Here is a 16416-nt window from a genome sequence, read left to right on the forward strand (position 1 = left end):
TCAAACGACATCAGTCAGGGAAGGAGAAACGGGCTATGGAGTTTAAGACAACCAGACGTGCATTCGCTCTCGCAACCGCCGGTCTCGGCATTGCCATGGGCATGGGAGGAACGGCGTTCGCTGCGGGCGATGCACCCGTCACCTTGAAATGGGCCCTTTGGGATCTGGACAAGGGTGCCTACTTCAAGCCCTTGATGGAGGCCTACAAGCAGAAGCACCCGAATGTGACGTTCGAGGTGGTGGACCTCGGCTCGCAGGACTATACGCAGATGATATCCACGCAGCTGACCGGCGGCTCGAAGGATATCGATGTCGTCACCATCAAGGATGTGCCCGGCTACGCCAATCTGGTGCGCGCCGGCAACATCACCGATCTCAGCGGCTTCATCAAGGAGCAGAAGATCGAGACGGCACCCTATGGTGGCCTGATCGAGGAACTGACCATCGACGGCAAGATCTACGCCCTGCCTTTCCGCTCGGATTTCTGGGTGGTCTATTATAACAAGGATATTTTCGACAAGGCCGGTGTGCCCTACCCCAGCAATGACATGACCTGGGCACAGTTCGATGAAATCGCCGGCAAGCTGAAGGGTGGCATGGGTGCCAACCGCATCTATGGCGCGCTGTTGCACACCTGGCGCTCGACGGTGCAGCTGCCCGGCATTCAGGATGGCAAGCACACGCTGGTGGACGGCAATTATGAATTCCTGAAACCCTGGTATGAGCGGGCGCTTGCCCTGCAAAAGAGCGGCGCGATACCGTCCTATGCCTCGCTGAAAACGTCGAACACCCATTATTCCGCTCTGTTCTTCAACGGAACGATCGGCATGCTGCCCATGGGCACATGGTTTGTCGGCACCCAGATCGCCAAGGTGAAATCCGGCGAGTCGAAAAGCGTCAATTGGGGCATCGTGAAATTTCCCCATCCGGATGGTGTAGCAGCCGGCGCGACGGCCGCGCAGATTGCCGGATTGTCGGTCAATGCCAATTCCGGCCACAAGGAAGCGGCGCTGGATTTCATCCATTTCGTCACCGGCCCTGAGGGCGCGGCCATAGTTGCCTCCACCGGCACCTTCCCCGCGCTCAGAACCGATGATGTGGCCGAGAAGATCGCAGCGCTGCCGGGCTTCCCGCAGGATCAGGCCAGCAAGGACGCATTGCAGGCGGGCAAGGCCTATCTGGAAATGGCGGTCAACCCGAATGCGGCCAAGATCGAAGTCGTTCTGAACCGCGTGCATGACGCGCTGATGACCGACAATATCTCGATCGATGACGGCATCAAGGACATGAATGACGGCGTCAAGGCCATCAAATAGTTGCCGCAGGGCCGCAGGCGGCGAGCCTGCGGCCCCTTCTCTGATCACGACCGGAAATTGATAATCGTGCCTTACGACAGCGCCACAGCCAATCCGCTCTTTCACAATCCGCTTCGCAGCCGGGACGATCTCGCAAAAGCGGTGATCGACCTCTTCAATCCGCTGCTGGCCTGTTTTTCACCCGGCGGCGCGCGTGTGCGGCTTGGAGCAACGGGGGCGATTTTCGATTTTCCTGCGGCGGAACTGGAAGGTTTTGCCCGGCCATTATGGGGCATCGTTCCGCTTGCCGCCGGCGGTTATGATTTTCCGCACTGGGATCTCTACCGGCGCGGGCTGGCCAATGGCACCAATCCGGCCCACCCGGAATATTGGGGTGACACGGCTGATCGGCACCAGCGGCTGGTCGAACTGGCGGCCATAGGATTTGCGCTCGCCATGGTTCCCGAACATATCTGGGAGCCGCTAGCCGAAACGGACAGGCGGGCTGTCGCCGCCTATCTTCTGGCCGCCCGCGAGCGGGAGTTCGTCGACAATAACTGGAAATTCTTCCGGGTGCTGATCGATCTTGGGCTGGAACGGGTGGGTGTGGAATTCGACCGCGCCAAAACCCAAACCTATCTCGATGAGCTAGAGGCTTTCGATATCGGCAACGGCTGGTATCGGGATGGACCGGTGCGACGTGTCGACCATTATATCCCTTTCGCCATGCATTTTTACGGTTTGATCTACACGGTACTGGCGAAAGGTGACGGCGCACGAAAAGCGCGGCTCATCGAACGCTCGCGCATTTTCGCCCGTGACATGCGCCACTGGTTCGGGCCTGACGGAGCTTCGCTCGCCTTCGGGCGCAGCCAGACCTACCGTTTTGCTGCCGGCGGTTTCTGGGGCGCGCTCGCCTTTTCCGGTCTGGAGGCGCTGCCATGGCCGGAAATCAAGGGCTATTACATGCGCCACATCCGCTGGTGGTCGAAGCGGCCGATCGCCGATCGCGACGGCGTCCTGTCCGTCGGATATGGCTATCCAAACCTTCTGATGAGCGAGAGCTACAATTCTCCCTGCTCTCCCTATTGGGCGCTCAAATTCTTCCTGCCGCTGGCGCTGCCCGCCGACCATCCTTTCTGGACTGCGCAGGAAACCGAGGCGGAAGAATTCGCCGAACCCGTTTCGTTGCCGGAGCCCGGCATGGTGGCCTTTCACACGCCCGGCAACATCGTCGTTCTATCCTCGGGGCAGCAGCATGACAGGATGCGCGGCGCGCAGGAGAAATATTCGAAGTTCGTCTACTCCACCCGTTATGCCTTCAATGTCGAGGCGGATGACCGGCATTTCGCCGCCGCAAGTTTCGACGGCATGCTCGGCCTTTCCGACGACGGCGTGCACTTGCGCACCCGCGAGACGATGGAGGAGGCGTTGATTGCCAAAGACTGCCTTTATTCCCGTTGGCAGCCATGGGCGGATGTGGAGATCGAGACCTGGCTCGTGCCACAAAACCCCTGGCATGTGAGGCTGCACCGCATCCGGACCCCACGACCTCTGCAAACTTCCGAAGGGGGTTTCGCCATAGAACGCGCCGACTTCAACCGCGACCGAACTCAGGCCGAGGAAGGTCGCGCTGCGTGTTACGGGCAAGGCGACACAAGCGTCATTGTCGACCTTTCGGCCGGAATTCGTCGCGAAGGACTGTGCCATCAGGCCATCGCCAACACCAATCTCATCCACGCCAGAACCCTCGTTCCGCAATTGCGCGGGACTGTTCCGTCCGGCGAAACGTTACTGATAACGGCCTCCATGGCGCTACCCGTCGGCAAGGCCGCCGAAGCCGCATTGGCAACCCTGCCGGATGCTCCCGATCTCGCCGGGCTGGAAGAGATGTTCAGGCGTGACGGACGACGTGTTCCGGCCTTTGCACTCAATGAAAACCGCGCGGGCTGACCATGACGACGGACGAACCCCCGACTGTTTCCCGAAGGCAGGATCGGCTGAACATCCTGACCTGGGAGCGGAAGCCGGAGGATATAAACAGCCCCGATCATCAGGCACGTTTGCGTGGCCTTGAACACTCTGCCAACGCCGTTTTCGGACAAGACGTTTATATTGCCGCCAGAGCAGAGGTGCATACGAACAGGCTGCTGATGGGCGCACAGTCGTGGATTGCCGGTTACGCGATCGTGCGCGGCGACATTGAGCTTGGCGAAAATGTTTCGATCAACCCCTATGCCTGCCTTTCCGGCAAGGTGACCATCGGCAATGGGGTGCGCATCGCCTCCCATGTCAGCATCGTCGGTTTCAACCACGGTTTTGACGATATCGACACCCCCATCTATCGCCAGCCGCTGACTTCGCTTGGCATAGAGATCGACGAGGATGTCTGGATCGGCGCCAATGCGGTGGTGCTGGATGGCGTGAAGATTGGACGCGGAGCGATTATCGCGGCAGGCGCAACCGTGGTGAAGGATATTCCCGCCATGGCCATTGCCGGCGGCGTTCCCGCCCGGGTTCTGCGATATCGCGGAGAAAAAGCGGCCGCGTCAAAACTCCCGGAAATAGAACCACTGCTACGGAAGCTCGGTGGGGAAATCGCCGGCGACTGGCTGGCGGCCATTCGTTCCTATGAGGAAGAGGGCGCCTATCATTCAGCCGATGCATCCGGGCAAGTCGTTGAAAGCACCAGACATCTGTGTGACGCTATCGAAATCGCCGCAGCCTTCGGGCAGGAAGGAACTGCCTTCGACACCGAAAAGACCGTGACTGGCCTGCAGGCGATGCAGGATGCGCAAACGGGGCTGTTTTTCGACGCCGAGGCGCCCGCTGTCGATGCGCCGGCGGAGCGGAACCCCTCCATTCTCTACAATATTCTGGCCATCGGATATGCGCTGGAATGTTTTGGGGCCGCGCCGAAACAGCCAATTGCCTTTGTCGAGCACATGCGCGCCGGGGAACTGACCCGTCTGCTGGAAGAACTGCCATGGCAAAGCCGGGCATGGCATTGCGGCGCCACCATCGACGCCCTCGCCACCGCGCTTTATTTCAACAGGCGCTATTTCACATCCGGCGACAATCTTGCCATGCTCTTCGGCTGGCTTGCGATGAATGCGGACAGGGCAACCGGTCTCTGGGGTGAACCGACGGCCGCGCAGGGCCTGCTACAACCGGTCAATGGCTTTTACCGTCTCACACGCGGCTCCTACGCCCAGTTCGGGGTGCCCGTGCCCTATCCAGAAGCGACAATCGACTCCGTCATCGCCAATTACCGCGCCTATGGCGGTTTTCATGGCGTCGAATTTAACGCCTGCAACCTGCTCGATACGATCCACCCTCTGCTTCTGTGCCTGAAACAGACGGATCACAGACGAAACGAGGCGAAAGAGATCGCCCGCGAAATTGTGCGCCGAAACGAGGGGCGATGGCAAAAGGGGAAGGGATTTGCCTTCGCCGAGGGGCATCCGGCCGGGCTGCAGGGCACGGAAATGTGGATGTCGGTCCTCTGGCTTGCCGCAAAACTTCTCGGAGCGGAGCAGTTCCTGCCGTTCCAGCCCCGCGGTATTCATCGCCTTGAACCTGCGGAAATTGTCGGCGGCACGATTGCCCGGCCCTGATCGCCGGTATAGGTTTCCGACACTCTTTAGAAGCCTTCAAACCGGACCGGTCGAGCGACAGATGCAACTCAAAGACTGCTATAATTTTCATGATTTTCGCCGCATGGCCAAGCAGCGTCTTCCCGGGCCGATCTTCAACTACATAGACGGCGCTGCCGACGACGAAGTGACATATCGGCGGAACACGGCTGCCTTTGAAAATTGCGATCTCGTTCCGGATGTGCTGCGCGGCGTGTCCGACGTGGACATGTCAGTGACCGTCATGGGGCAAAAACTCTCCATGCCGGTCTATTGCTCCCCAACGGCGCTTCAGCGCCTCTTCCACCATCAGGGCGAGCGGGCGGTGGCGGCAGCGGCGGGAAAATTCGGCACGATGTTCGGCGTCTCTTCGCTTGGCACCACAAGCCTTGAGGAAGCGCGCAGGATCAGCGGCGGCCCGCAGGTCTATCAATTCTATTTCCACAAGGATCGTGGCCTCAACCGCGATATGATGGCACGCGCCAAGAGCGCCGGCGTCGAGACGATGATGCTGACCGTGGACAGTATCACCGGCGGAAATCGCGAGCGCGACAAGCGCACCGGCTTTGCCATTCCCTTCAAGCTCAATCTTTCCGGCATCGCGCAATTCGCCGTCAAACCGGCCTGGGGCATCAATTACCTGGCACATGAGCGCTTCAGCCTGCCGCAACTCGACGGCCATATCAAAATGGATGGCGGCGCGCTCTCCATCAGCCGCTATTTCACCGAGATGCTGGATCCCTCGATGAACTGGGACGACGTGGCGCAGATGGTGCGCGAATGGGGCGGACCCTTCTGCCTCAAAGGCATCATGTCGGTGGATGACGCCCGGCGCGCTGTCGAAATCGGCTGCAGCGGCATCGTGCTCTCCAATCATGGCGGTCGCCAGCTCGATGGTTCCCGCAGCGCCTTCGACCAGCTGGCAGAGATTGTCGATGCCGTCGGCGACCGGATCGACGTGATGATGGATGGCGGCGTACAGCGCGGGACCCATGTTCTGAAAGCACTGTCTTTGGGTGCCAAGGCAGTCGGGCTCGGCCGCTATTATCTTTTCCCGCTCGCCGCTGCCGGTCAGCCCGGCGTCGAAAGGGCGCTCGAACTGATGCGCATCGAAATCGAACGCGGCATGAAGCTGATGGGCTGTACCACTGTCGAGCAGCTGACGCGACGAAATCTGCGGTTTCACGGCTAGGCCGGCGTTCCGCGTCTCAATGCAAGGTCAGAGTTTTCCGCTTGAACCACAGGCCATTTCCGCGGCGTTGAGCCGGTGCTCCTGAAGCGCCAGCCCGATGTTCCAGACAAGCACCAGAGATACCACCACACAAATGCCGCCGGAGATCAGGGAACGGTGGCGCTTTGCACCCGACAGGAACAGCCAGCCGATAATGGCATAGGCTGCAAGCGCCGGTACGGCAGGGATCAGAACCGATATAGGCCCGTCACAATCAACTGCGTCGATGCCAACGGCGCGATACTCATTCGGCGTCGTCACGATGCCGAGGACGGCGACGGGCAACATCGCAGCGAGAATGGCATAACGGAAGAAGCGAGGTGTATCGGGCATGTCGGCTCCATAGCCGGGTAATTAAATATCGCGATGGTCCGAAAACTTCCGCGCAGACTGCTTGAGGATAATCTTTTCTCGATGGCGGTCATTACCCCCAAGCCGTGCCAACGATCCTGAACGGGAGCTTGCCCGATTTCCTGGAGAAATCCAGCATTTTAAAGAAGACCGAACTTGGCAGGTCGCGTCGAGTATGATTATGGTTGCATTATGCAACAATATGGATTCACCATGTCCGAACAGCCTCTCCCCATAGATGACATCCGCTTCACCTCGCGCCGGCTTGTCCGGGAACTCGGCTTCATGGGCGGAGATTTCGCAGGCACCGATCTGCCACCTTCCGCCGTTCACGCCCTGATCGAGATCGAGACATGCCCCGGAATTACGGCGCGTGATCTGGGAAAGATTCTGCGGCTTGAAAAATCCAGTGTCAGCCGCATGCTGCGCAAACTCGTTCTGTCAGGAGATATTCTGGAGAAGACGGACGGGCAGGATAACCGTATCAAGCTGCTGTTTCTTGCCGACAGGGGACAAAAGCGGGTCGAAGCCATTCACGCCTTCGCCAACCGGCAGGTATCCGGCGCCCTGACACAGCTGACATCGGCGGATGCAAATACCATCCTTGCCGGGCTTCGCCTTTATGCCGATGCGCTGGGAGACCGAAGCGATGCCACCGCGCCCGCCATCGATATCGTCTCGGGATATCGGCCAGGCATCATCGCCCGCATAACACAGATGCATGCGCTCTACTACGCCCGAGCATCCGGCTTCGGCCAGCGTTTCGAATCCGTCGTCGCCGAAGGCCTCGCCTCCTTTTGCAACCGGCTCGAAAGACCGCGAAATGCGATATGGACCGCGATGCGCGGCGACGAGATTGTCGGCTCCGTCGCCATCGATGGCGAAGACCTGGGATCGGACATCGCGCATCTACGCTGGTTCATCGTGGATGACAGCGTGCGTGGCGGCGGTGTCGGACGCAGGCTGCTTGCAGCCGCCCTGGCCTTTGCCGATAAGAACGCCTTTGCCGAAACCCATCTATGGACATTCAACGGCCTTTCGGCCGCCCGGCATCTCTACGAGACGCATGGTTTCGCCTGCGTCGAAGAACATCCCGGCAGCCAATGGGGAAGCGAGGTTCTGGAACAGCGCTTTATCAGACGGCTGAAGAGATGATGTGAGCGGCAGTCTTGTCTCGCAAAGCAGCCCCTAAACGCTGCTCAGCAAGAGGCTGGTTTCGCTGTTCGAGACGCCGTCTATCATACGGACCTCCCGCAGCACCCGGTCGAAATCCGAGAGGCTGCCGGCGCGGATATTCGCCACCAGATCCCAGTTGCCATTGGTGGTATGGAGCGAGGAAATCTCGGCAATGCCACGCAGCTTGCGGATGACCTGCGTGGTCGATTTTCCCATGACCTCGATCATCATCACCGCGTGGACAGCACGATCATCATAATCCTCGCGCACCCGCACGGTAAAACCGAGCAGCGTGCCGGTTTCCGTCAGCCGGTCCAGCCGGTTCTGCACCGTGCCGCGCGCGACACCCAGCGCATCGGAAAGTTTGGCAAGCGACGCCCGGCCATCGACCCTGAGGTGAGCGATGATTTGCCGGTCGAGTTCATCCGGTATGTATTTTGCGATGCTCATGGAGATTTGACCGAATTGACAATTGGACTGAACATATTGTTCAAAATGACTTCAGAAACAACAAGCTTCTGCGATTTCAGTTGAACAGGCCCCGCAGCTATCTTCGCTCTCGCAAGTGAGGAGTTGCCCATATGCCCCTGTCCCCGTCTTCAAAAGCCCTTATCCCTTTCGTCAGCGTCGAGAACATGATGCGGCTGGTGCATCACATCGGCATAGAGCAGATGCTCGTTGAACTCACCGATGCCATCGAGGCGGATTTTCGCCGGTGGCCATGTTTCGACAAGACGCCACGTGTCGCCTCGCATTCACGCGAAGGCGTCATCGAGCTTATGCCGACATCCGACGGGGAAATCTACGGCTTCAAATATGTGAACGGCCACCCGAAAAACATGGCGGAAGGGCTTCAGACGGTCACCGCCTTCGGCCTGCTCGCGGCTGTGTCCACCGGTTACCCCGTGCTTTTGACGGAAATGACCCTGTTGACGGCGCTGCGCACCGCCGCCACCTCGGCAATGGCCGCCCGGCATCTCGCGCCGAAGGGCGTCAAAGTCATGGCGATGATCGGCAACGGAGCCCAGGCGGAATTTCAGGCGCTGGCAATGAAAGCCGTGCTCGGTATCGAGGAGGTACGCCTTTACGACATCGATCCCCGCGCAACGGAAAAAACGGCCGCCAACCTGAAGGAAAGCGGCCTGACGGTGATCCCGTGCAAATCGGCCCAGGCCGCAATCGAAGGGGCGGGTATCATCACCACCTGCACCGCCGACAAGCAATATGCAACCATTCTGACCGACAATATGATCGGCGCCGGCGTGCACATCAACGCCATCGGCGGCGACTGCCCCGGCAAGACGGAGCTGCACCGGGATATCCTGCTGCGCGCCGACACCTTCGTCGAATACCCGCCGCAGACACGCATCGAGGGCGAAATCCAGCAGATGGACCCGGATTATCCGGTAACGGAGCTCTGGAAAGTGGTTCTCGGCGAGGCCGAAGGCCGTCGGGACACACGCCAGATCACCCTGTTCGACAGCGTTGGTTTCGCCATAGAAGATTTTTCCGCCCTGCGTTACGTGCGCGGTAAACTCGAAGGCTCAAGCTTCTATCAGGACATCGACATCATCGCCGATCCCGATGATCCACGTGACCTCTTCGGCATGCTGCAACGTGCGCGGGCCTGAGGAGCGGGATGATGAAAAGAACCTATTCCGTTCAGGCTCCGGCCGCCGTCGTCATGGTGCGGCCACACCATTTCACGGTCAATACCGAGACCGCCGCCGACAATCGCTTTCAGGCAACACCCGACAGTGGTGAGGACTTCAGCGCCATCGCCCATGCGGAAATCACCCGTGCGGCGCAGACACTCGAAAGCCATGGCGTGACGGTGCATCTCTTTGAAGACGAAGGCACGAAAACACCCGATTCCGTCTTTCCCAACAACTGGTTTTCCACCCATGCCGGCGGCCATGTCGCCATCTATCCCATGAAGGCCGAAAGCCGCAGGCGCGAGCGTCGCCAGGATGTCATCGAGATGTTGAAGAGCCGCTATCGGGTTCAGGACATCATCGATTACTCCGGCCTGGAACCGGACAGTCTTTTTCTGGAAGGCACAGGCGCCATGGTACTCGATCATATCGACCGGGTCGCCTATGCCGTGCGCTCCGACCGCACCGATCCGATCGCGCTTGAGCGCTTCTCGACCCATTTCAATTTCGAGCCGATGGTATTCGATGCCCGTGACGAGGCGGGAGTGCCGGTCTACCACACCAATGTCCTGATGTGCATCGGCACGGATTACGCAATGATCGGCCTCGACATGATCACCGATGAAGGCCGACGTGCTGAAATCGTCGCCCGGCTTGAGCGCTCAGGGCGACGGGTCATCGCCCTCACCAATGCCCAGATCCGCAATTTCGCCGGCAATGCGCTGGAATTGCAGGGACGGGACGGCCGCATCCTCGCCCTTTCCTCCACTGCCTACGCCTCGCTCACTCAGGCGCAGATCGACACGATCCGCGAAAGCGCCGTTCCGGTGGCGCTCGACATACCGACCATCGAGAAGGCCGGCGGTTCGGTGCGCTGCACGCTTGCCGGCATTCACCTGACGCCAAGATAACAGAGGTTTGCAATGGAATTTTGAGCGAGTGTCAATTTCGACAATTCCGCTATACAAATCGCGCAAAATACCGACAGAAAATGCGCTGAAATGCCATTTTTTATAGCCGTTCAATTTCGCTAGACTATTTTCATCGATGCCGCATCGGTCCCTTCACACTGGACCACCAGCGCATCTCTCGTCATCCAAAGGCTTGGGAGGGCCTTCCTCATGAAGACAAAAACAAAGAAATCATTGCTCATGTTCTGACGCCTGTCACGGGAAGGAGCCCCGCGCCGCCCTATGATCCGCAACGGCAAAAGGGCGTTTCCTCAACAGGCAGTCACCGTTGTTTTTCACCTTCGTGCAGCGCGTTCCGCTGTCCGCAGCCAGATAGCTGCACGCTTTTTATACGGAGTTTCCCCATGTCGATCCTCAAGAAAATAGCTTTTGCCGGGCTGGCCGTCGCCGCTCTGGCAGCCGCCTTGCCGGCTTCCGCCGACGATCTGGCCAAGGTCAGGGAACGCGGCACTTTCAGCTTCGCCATGAGCGGCAGCTTTCCGCCCTTCAGCTTCGTCAACGACAAGAACGAAGTTGTCGGCTTCGATGTCGATATCGGTAATGAACTGGCAAAGCGCCTTGGCGTGAAACCGGTTGTGGTGACGACGGCGTGGGACGGCATTATCGCCGGCCTGATTTCCGGCAAATACGATGCAGTCGTAGGGTCCATGACCATCACGCCGGAACGCGAAAAGGCCGTCGCCTTCGCCGGCCCCTATTACCATAGTGGCAGGGCCGTCTTCGTTCCCGAAACATCACCGGCGAAATCGCTCGACGACCTGAAGGACAAGAGCGTCGGCGTCACCCTCGGTGAAGTCAGCGACAAGTGGGCACGCCAGCGCAGCGGCTGGACCGTGCGGACATACAAGGCTCTGTCGGAAGCACTGCTCGACCTCCAGGCCGGCCGCATCGACGCCATCGCCGCAGATTCCATTCCCGTTCTCGTGGCCTCGAAAAGCAGCGGTCAGAATGTGCGCGAAATCGCCATTCCAGACGCCGGAAATGGCGACAGCATCGGCATTGCGCTGCGCAAGAACAGCGGCGAACTCAAGGACGCCATACAGAAGGCGCTGGACGACATGCGCGCCGACGGCACCTACGAAAAGATTTCGATGAAATGGGTCGGTCGCGACATTCGCTGACAGCTGCCCCGACATAAATCATGGAAGGAGGGTCCGCCCGTGGACCTTCCCTTTCCTTTCTCAGTTCGAGAGGAGGCACAATGGGCTTCTCCTTAATGACGCAGGTTTTTCCGTTTTTTCTGGAAGCCGCTCTCGTCACACTTGAAATCACCGCGCTTGCCCTGGCCCTCGGCCTCGTCCTTGCCACGCTGGCGACAGCGGCGCGCCTTGCCCGCTCGAAGCTTCTGCGCTTCGTCGGCGGCGCCTATGTCAGCGTCTTTCGCGGAACGCCCTGCCTGCTGCAGCTTTTCATTCTCTATTTCGGCGGCCCGCAGATCGGTATCGATCTCGACCCTTTCACCGCCGGCGCGATCGGCCTCGGCATCAATGTCGGCGCCTATCTTGCCGAAGCCATGCGCGGCGCAATCCTCACCGTCGACAAGGGACAGACGGAAGCGGCCCGTTCGATCGGTTTCGCCCGTGGGCAGACGATGCGGCTCGTGGTGTTGCCACAGGCCGGCCGGCTGATGATCCGATCCATCGGCGTCAACGCGATCATGCTGCTCAAGGGCTCATCGCTGGTTTCCGCCATCTCCGTCGTGGAGCTGACCTATACCGCCCAGCGGTTCATCGGCTCGACCTATCGTCCCTTTGAAATCTTCGCCGTCTCGGCAGCGATCTACATGGTGCTGGTCTATCTGCTTGCCCGCCTGATCGACGCGCTCGATGCCCGTTTTGCGCTGAAATAGGAGGTATTCCATGCTGGATTTCACCATTGTTCCGCCCTTTGCCGCCGCGATCCTCACCGGCGCGCTGTGGACGGTCATCATCGCCGCAAGCGCCGCCGTCATCAGCTTTGCCGGCGGCGTGCTCATCGCGCTCGCCACGCTTTATGCGCCGCGTATCGCGCAATATCCCGTGCGTTTCGTCAGCTGGGTGCTGATGGGAACGCCGCTGCTACTGCAGCTCTATTTCATCTATTACGGCCTTTCCCAGATCGGGGTGAACATACCGGCAATATGGACCGGCATCATCGGCCTCGGACTGCATTTTGCCGTCTACAATGCCGATATCATCCGCATCTGCATCCTCGGCATCGATAACGGCCAGACGGAGGGCGCCCGCAGCATCGGTTTCAGCAAGGTGCAGACGCTGCGTTACGTCATCGTGCCGCAGGCCGTGGTGCGCGCGCTGCCGCAGATCGGCAACAACATGATCGCCATGCTGAAGGACACCGCCGTGGTTTCGGTTCTCGGTGTTTCGGAACTGGTTCTCGCCTCCCAGCAGGCGATCAGCGAAACCTATCGTCCCTTCGAATTCTATCTTGTTGCTGCCGCGATCTATTACACGATCAACGTGGCGCTGGAATTCGCATTGCGCAGGGCAGACAAAAAAATGGAGTTTATCCGATGAGCAATTCCCGGCCGATGGTCCAGCCCGCAATCCAGCCCACTGTCGACGTGCGCAATGTCGCAAAGTCCTATGGCGAGCTCGAAGTTCTGAAGAATATCAATCTTTCCGTCGCAAAGGGCCAGATCGTTGCGATCATCGGGCCGAGCGGCTCCGGCAAGAGCACGCTCTTGCGCTCCATCAACCATCTGGAAACGGTCAATTCCGGAGAAATCTATCTCGAAGGCGTGCAGGTAAACCAGCCGCTCAAGGGCCGGGCTTTCGAACGCCACATCAATGCCGTGCGCCAGGACATGGGCATGGTCTTCCAGCACTTCAACCTGTTCCCGCATCTCAGCGTGCTGGAAAACATCACGCTGGGGCCGATCACGCTCAAAAACATGGCCAAAGGCGCGGCAACGGAGCTTGCCATGTCACTGCTTGCCAAGGTGGGGCTGGATGCCAGGGCGGCGGCCTATCCTTCCATGCTCTCCGGCGGCCAGAAACAGCGGGTTGCTATTGCCCGGGCGCTCGCCATGCGGCCGAAAGTCATGCTGTTCGATGAAGCCACCTCCGCTCTCGACCCGGAACTGGTGGAAGAGGTCAACCAGGTCATGAAACAACTGGCGAGAGAGCACATGACCATGCTGATCGTGACCCATGAAATGCGTTTTGCCGCGGAAGTCGCCGACCGCGTGCTGTTCATGGACAAGGGGCTGGTGGTGGAGGAAGGCCCGCCCTCCGAAATCTTCGTCCGGCCGCAACAGGAGAGGACGCGCAGCTTCCTCAAGACCTATCTCAACAACTGACCGCCAGCAGGACACAAGATCACAAGCGCAGACTGTTGCGCTTGTGATCCACAGCGCTGACCGCGCCGGGAAAAATCAGAAGGCAAGCTGGACCTTCATGGATTTGCTTCTGTCACCCGCAGTTTCGAAGGCTGTGACCGCCTCTTCCAAAGGAAAGGTTCCGGTCAGCAATAGCTTCAGATCAACACGGCGGTGGTTGATGAAATCGACGGCAAGTCCAAATTCCTCATGGAACCGGAAGGTGCCCTTCATCTCGATTTCCTTGGCCACCACCATGTTCTGCGGAATGGACACATCACCGCCAAGACCGAGCTGAACCACGGTGGAGCGCGGTTTCAGCGCTTCAAGCCCCGAACGGACGGCTCTTTCATTTCCGGATGCCTCGAACTGGACGTCGAAATAACCCTTGTTCGCCGAATAGGCGGAGAGCGCATCCGGGTCGCTGGCGACATTGATGACACGGTCGGCGCCGATGGCGAGCGCCTTTTGCAAAACCGCATTCATGACATCGGTCGCGACGATTTCCCGGGCGCCATGGGCGCGGGCGGCGATGATGGCAAGCGCGCCGATCGGCCCGCAGCCGGTGACCAGAACGCGCTTGTCGGTCAATGCGCCGGCGCGGTTGACGCCATGCAGCGTTACCGCGAAAGGTTCGGCCATGGCCGCTTCATGGATGGAGATGCCATCCCGTACCTTGTGGCACTGATACGCCTCGGCAACGAGGCGCTGGCGAAACGCGCCCTGAATATGCGGCATCGGCATGGCGGAGCCATAAAAGCGCATGTTCAGGCACTGGTTCTGCTGGCCCTTCAGGCAAAATTCACAATGGTTGCAGGGCCGGCTCGGCGATACGGCGACGCGGTCGCCGACGGCGAGACCGGAAACACCCTCTCCCAAAGCCTTGATGGTGCCGGCCACCTCGTGGCCGAGGATCATCGGCTCCCGCACGCGCACGGTGCCGAAACCGCCGTGATTGTAATAATGCAGGTCGGAGCCGCAGATACCACCCGCCTCGATGGCGACCTCGACCTGCCCCGGGCCGGGCTGCTCGGTCTCCCGTTCCTCGATCCGCAGATCCTTCGCCGCGTGGATGACAACCGCTTTCATAGTCTCTCCTCCCATAAGGCTCACACGGCGGCAGTCGCCGCCGTTGCCCATTGTCCGACTTGTCTCAGATATCGACCACGAGGCCCTTGGCTTTCAGAACCGGCTCAAGCTTGCTGACCTCGATCACCGACTTGCCCTGCTTGTAGGCTTCGATGTAACCGGCCTCGGCATCTTCGCGGGCCTGCGAAAGCTTGGCCGCTTCCTGTGCTTCATCGCGCCTGACGACCACCAGCCCGTCGGCATCACCGACGATGATATCGCCCGGATTGATGATTTCACCACCGACGATCACCTGATCGTTGACCGCGGCAATGGTCTCCTTGACCGTGCCCTTGATGCAGACACTGAGCGAGAAGACCGGGAAGCCTAGGTCCCGCAGCTGCAGTGTGTCGCGCACGCCGGTATCGGTCACCAGACCGCCAATGCCTTTTGCGAGGCAGGCATTGGCGAGCACATCGCCGAAGGAACCGGCTTCTTCATATTCGCCGGCGGAAACGACGATGATGTCGCCCGGCTTGGCATAGTTGATGGCAAGCTGCAGCATGATGTTGTCGCGCGGCGCACATTTGACCGTGAAGGCCGGGCCGCAAAGCTTCATGCGATAATCGACCGGCTTCAGCCGCGAAGACAATGCGCCACGGCGCCCCTGCGCCTCATGGATCGTGGCGGGAGAGAATTTGGCAAGGGCGTCGACATCCGCTTGGGTAGGGCGCTGTGCGATATCTTTAATGTGGATCATGAAAACCTCCCACGTTGAAGCTGTCGGCGAGAGCGTCTCGCCAACCGATAGTGTTGAAGAATTGGAAATTGGCCGAGGCTGAGCCGAGGCTCAGGGGATCGGATCGAACTTCAGTTCGGACAGAGGCACGACCTTATCGGTACGCGTCATCTTGTATTCGGTGTCCGGGCCAAGCCACTTGTCCCAGATACGATTGATTTCGCCATCCGCATCGAGCTTGCGCAGGATTTCGTTGATCTTCGCGGTCAGCGCCGGATTGTCCTTGGCCATGCCGATGCCGATGGGCTGGAAGAGCATCGGCTCTTCGATCATGCGCATCTGCTTGCCCTTGGTCTTGGATTCGTTGACGAACTTGGTCATCGTCATGGTGTTGCCGACGATGCCCCGCGCCTTACCCTGCTGAACGGCGAGATAGGCGGACGCCGTATCCTGGAACGTCAGCGGCTCGGACTTGTTGAGCTTGACGGAGAGTTCCGATGTCGAGCCCTTGCTGGACGCGATGCGCTGGCCGACAAAATCGGACTTCTTGGTGCCGGGGTCATCGACCGGAACGATCAGCATTTCCTTAGCCAGATAATATGGGTCGCTGAACTGGATCTGCTCGGCGCGGCTCTGGGTATAAGCGAGGTTGGCGACTGAGAGATCAACGCGGCCGAGCTTGACTTCGGGAACGCGCGCCTCGACCGACACCGGCTTGATCTCGGCCTTGACGCCGAGTTCCTTGGCGATGGCGCCGCACAGATCAACGTCGAAGCCGGCCATTTCACGTGTCTTCGGGTCCGGTGAGGCGAAAGGCGGCACGTCGGCGAAAGTGGCGCAACGCAGCGTCTTGTTCGCGATGATCGTGTCGAGCTGGTCGGCCTTGGCCGGCAGGACCGCAGCCGAGGTGGCGATTGCGGCAGTAAGAGTAATGCACTTCCAGTTCATTTCAGTTCTCCCTGTTATTATAGAGGTTGGG

The 16416-nt window shown here is 59.5% G+C and carries 16 protein-coding genes; 11 read left to right on the forward strand and 5 right to left on the reverse strand.

Annotated elements, in window-relative coordinates:
• Window positions 1–35: 35 nt before the first annotated feature.
• The 4 genes from JZX88_RS16075 (at window position 36) to JZX88_RS16090 (ending at window position 6122) form a co-directional block, all read left to right on the forward strand.
• The gene (locus JZX88_RS16075) at window positions 36–1316 is read left to right on the forward strand and encodes a sugar ABC transporter substrate-binding protein (protein WP_174032097.1); all 1281 of its coding nucleotides are present in this window, start codon (window positions 36–38) and stop codon (window positions 1314–1316) included.
• 66 nt (window positions 1317–1382) lie between these two features.
• Window positions 1383–3248 (forward strand): DUF2264 domain-containing protein, encoded by a 1866-nt coding sequence (locus JZX88_RS16080; RefSeq protein ID WP_206914150.1) that lies wholly within the window; start codon window positions 1383–1385, stop codon window positions 3246–3248.
• Between the two features lie 2 nt (window positions 3249–3250).
• The gene (locus JZX88_RS16085; RefSeq protein WP_206914151.1) at window positions 3251–4912 is read left to right on the forward strand and encodes an acyltransferase; all 1662 of its coding nucleotides are present in this window, start codon (window positions 3251–3253) and stop codon (window positions 4910–4912) included.
• A gap of 61 nt (window positions 4913–4973) precedes the next feature.
• The gene (locus JZX88_RS16090) at window positions 4974–6122 is read left to right on the forward strand and encodes an alpha-hydroxy acid oxidase (protein WP_206914152.1); all 1149 of its coding nucleotides are present in this window, start codon (window positions 4974–4976) and stop codon (window positions 6120–6122) included.
• A gap of 27 nt (window positions 6123–6149) precedes the next feature.
• On the opposite strand, the gene JZX88_RS16095 is transcribed toward JZX88_RS16090, so the two are convergent.
• A complete protein-coding gene (locus JZX88_RS16095; RefSeq protein WP_110758231.1) occupies window positions 6150–6494 on the reverse strand; it encodes a hypothetical protein in 345 nt (114 codons plus the stop codon).
• 231 nt (window positions 6495–6725) lie between these two features.
• On the opposite strand from JZX88_RS16095, the gene JZX88_RS16100 reads away from it, so the two are divergent.
• A complete protein-coding gene (locus JZX88_RS16100; protein ID WP_206914153.1) occupies window positions 6726–7667 on the forward strand; it encodes a bifunctional helix-turn-helix transcriptional regulator/GNAT family N-acetyltransferase in 942 nt (313 codons plus the stop codon).
• A 33-nt stretch (window positions 7668–7700) separates the two neighbouring features.
• Here the strand turns inward: JZX88_RS16100 and JZX88_RS16105 are convergent, their stop codons facing one another.
• The gene (locus tag JZX88_RS16105) at window positions 7701–8138 is read right to left on the reverse strand and encodes an Lrp/AsnC family transcriptional regulator (protein WP_046799006.1); all 438 of its coding nucleotides are present in this window, start codon (window positions 8136–8138) and stop codon (window positions 7701–7703) included.
• A gap of 131 nt (window positions 8139–8269) precedes the next feature.
• On the opposite strand from JZX88_RS16105, the gene JZX88_RS16110 reads away from it, so the two are divergent.
• The 6 genes from JZX88_RS16110 to JZX88_RS16135 all read left to right on the forward strand — a co-directional run bounded on the left by JZX88_RS16110 (window position 8270) and on the right by JZX88_RS16135 (window position 13612).
• A complete protein-coding gene (locus tag JZX88_RS16110; RefSeq protein WP_065117277.1) occupies window positions 8270–9319 on the forward strand; it encodes an ornithine cyclodeaminase in 1050 nt (349 codons plus the stop codon).
• 8 nt (window positions 9320–9327) lie between these two features.
• A complete protein-coding gene (gene ctlX, locus JZX88_RS16115; protein ID WP_206914154.1) occupies window positions 9328–10254 on the forward strand; it encodes a citrulline utilization hydrolase CtlX in 927 nt (308 codons plus the stop codon).
• Between the two features lie 404 nt (window positions 10255–10658).
• Window positions 10659–11435, forward strand: a complete 777-nt coding sequence (locus JZX88_RS16120; protein WP_206914155.1) for an ABC transporter substrate-binding protein — start codon at window positions 10659–10661, stop codon at window positions 11433–11435.
• A gap of 80 nt (window positions 11436–11515) precedes the next feature.
• Complete coding sequence (locus JZX88_RS16125; RefSeq protein ID WP_206914156.1) at window positions 11516–12163, forward strand: amino acid ABC transporter permease; 648 nt, start codon at window positions 11516–11518, stop codon at window positions 12161–12163.
• A gap of 10 nt (window positions 12164–12173) precedes the next feature.
• Window positions 12174–12827: an amino acid ABC transporter permease gene (locus JZX88_RS16130; RefSeq protein ID WP_206914157.1), complete on the forward strand. Its 654-nt coding sequence runs from the start codon at window positions 12174–12176 to the stop codon at window positions 12825–12827.
• Complete coding sequence (locus JZX88_RS16135) at window positions 12824–13612, forward strand: amino acid ABC transporter ATP-binding protein (RefSeq protein ID WP_065117273.1); 789 nt, start codon at window positions 12824–12826, stop codon at window positions 13610–13612. Before JZX88_RS16130 ends, JZX88_RS16135 begins: the two co-directional genes overlap by 4 nt.
• A 75-nt stretch (window positions 13613–13687) precedes the next feature.
• On the opposite strand, the gene JZX88_RS16140 is transcribed toward JZX88_RS16135, so the two are convergent.
• The 3 genes from JZX88_RS16140 to JZX88_RS16150 form a co-directional block, all read right to left on the reverse strand.
• Complete coding sequence (locus JZX88_RS16140; RefSeq protein ID WP_206914158.1) at window positions 13688–14719, reverse strand: L-idonate 5-dehydrogenase; 1032 nt, start codon at window positions 14717–14719, stop codon at window positions 13688–13690.
• A gap of 64 nt (window positions 14720–14783) precedes the next feature.
• Window positions 14784–15458, reverse strand: coding sequence for a 4-carboxy-4-hydroxy-2-oxoadipate aldolase/oxaloacetate decarboxylase (locus JZX88_RS16145; protein ID WP_142856457.1), 675 nt, complete (start codon window positions 15456–15458; stop codon window positions 14784–14786).
• 90 nt (window positions 15459–15548) lie between these two features.
• The gene (locus tag JZX88_RS16150; RefSeq protein ID WP_065117270.1) at window positions 15549–16385 is read right to left on the reverse strand and encodes an ABC transporter substrate-binding protein; all 837 of its coding nucleotides are present in this window, start codon (window positions 16383–16385) and stop codon (window positions 15549–15551) included.
• Between the last annotated feature and the right edge of the window lie 31 nt (window positions 16386–16416).

Source organism: Agrobacterium sp. OT33, from assembly GCF_017313365.1.
Classification (GTDB): Bacteria; Pseudomonadota; Alphaproteobacteria; order Rhizobiales; family Rhizobiaceae; genus Agrobacterium; species Agrobacterium rhizogenes_A.

What these genes read in the sequence shown, in the direction of transcription:
- JZX88_RS16095 (WP_110758231.1), bottom strand. Translation starts at nt 6,494, where the DNA reads ATGCCCGATACACCTCGCTTCTTCCGTTATGCCATTCTCGCTGCGATG.
- JZX88_RS16120 (WP_206914155.1), top strand. Translation starts at nt 10,659, where the DNA reads ATGTCGATCCTCAAGAAAATAGCTTTTGCCGGGCTGGCCGTCGCCGCT.
- JZX88_RS16140 (WP_206914158.1), bottom strand. Translation starts at nt 14,719, where the DNA reads ATGAAAGCGGTTGTCATCCACGCGGCGAAGGATCTGCGGATCGAGGAA.
- JZX88_RS16100 (WP_206914153.1), top strand. Translation starts at nt 6,726, where the DNA reads ATGTCCGAACAGCCTCTCCCCATAGATGACATCCGCTTCACCTCGCGC.
- JZX88_RS16075 (WP_174032097.1), top strand. Translation starts at nt 36, where the DNA reads ATGGAGTTTAAGACAACCAGACGTGCATTCGCTCTCGCAACCGCCGGT.
- JZX88_RS16145 (WP_142856457.1), bottom strand. Translation starts at nt 15,458, where the DNA reads ATGATCCACATTAAAGATATCGCACAGCGCCCTACCCAAGCGGATGTC.
- JZX88_RS16105 (WP_046799006.1), bottom strand. Translation starts at nt 8,138, where the DNA reads ATGAGCATCGCAAAATACATACCGGATGAACTCGACCGGCAAATCATC.
- JZX88_RS16150 (WP_065117270.1), bottom strand. Translation starts at nt 16,385, where the DNA reads ATGAACTGGAAGTGCATTACTCTTACTGCCGCAATCGCCACCTCGGCT.
- ctlX (WP_206914154.1), top strand. Translation starts at nt 9,328, where the DNA reads ATGATGAAAAGAACCTATTCCGTTCAGGCTCCGGCCGCCGTCGTCATG.
- JZX88_RS16125 (WP_206914156.1), top strand. Translation starts at nt 11,516, where the DNA reads ATGGGCTTCTCCTTAATGACGCAGGTTTTTCCGTTTTTTCTGGAAGCC.
- JZX88_RS16110 (WP_065117277.1), top strand. Translation starts at nt 8,270, where the DNA reads ATGCCCCTGTCCCCGTCTTCAAAAGCCCTTATCCCTTTCGTCAGCGTC.
- JZX88_RS16130 (WP_206914157.1), top strand. Translation starts at nt 12,174, where the DNA reads ATGCTGGATTTCACCATTGTTCCGCCCTTTGCCGCCGCGATCCTCACC.
- JZX88_RS16135 (WP_065117273.1), top strand. Translation starts at nt 12,824, where the DNA reads ATGAGCAATTCCCGGCCGATGGTCCAGCCCGCAATCCAGCCCACTGTC.
- JZX88_RS16085 (WP_206914151.1), top strand. Translation starts at nt 3,251, where the DNA reads ATGACGACGGACGAACCCCCGACTGTTTCCCGAAGGCAGGATCGGCTG.
- JZX88_RS16090 (WP_206914152.1), top strand. Translation starts at nt 4,974, where the DNA reads ATGCAACTCAAAGACTGCTATAATTTTCATGATTTTCGCCGCATGGCC.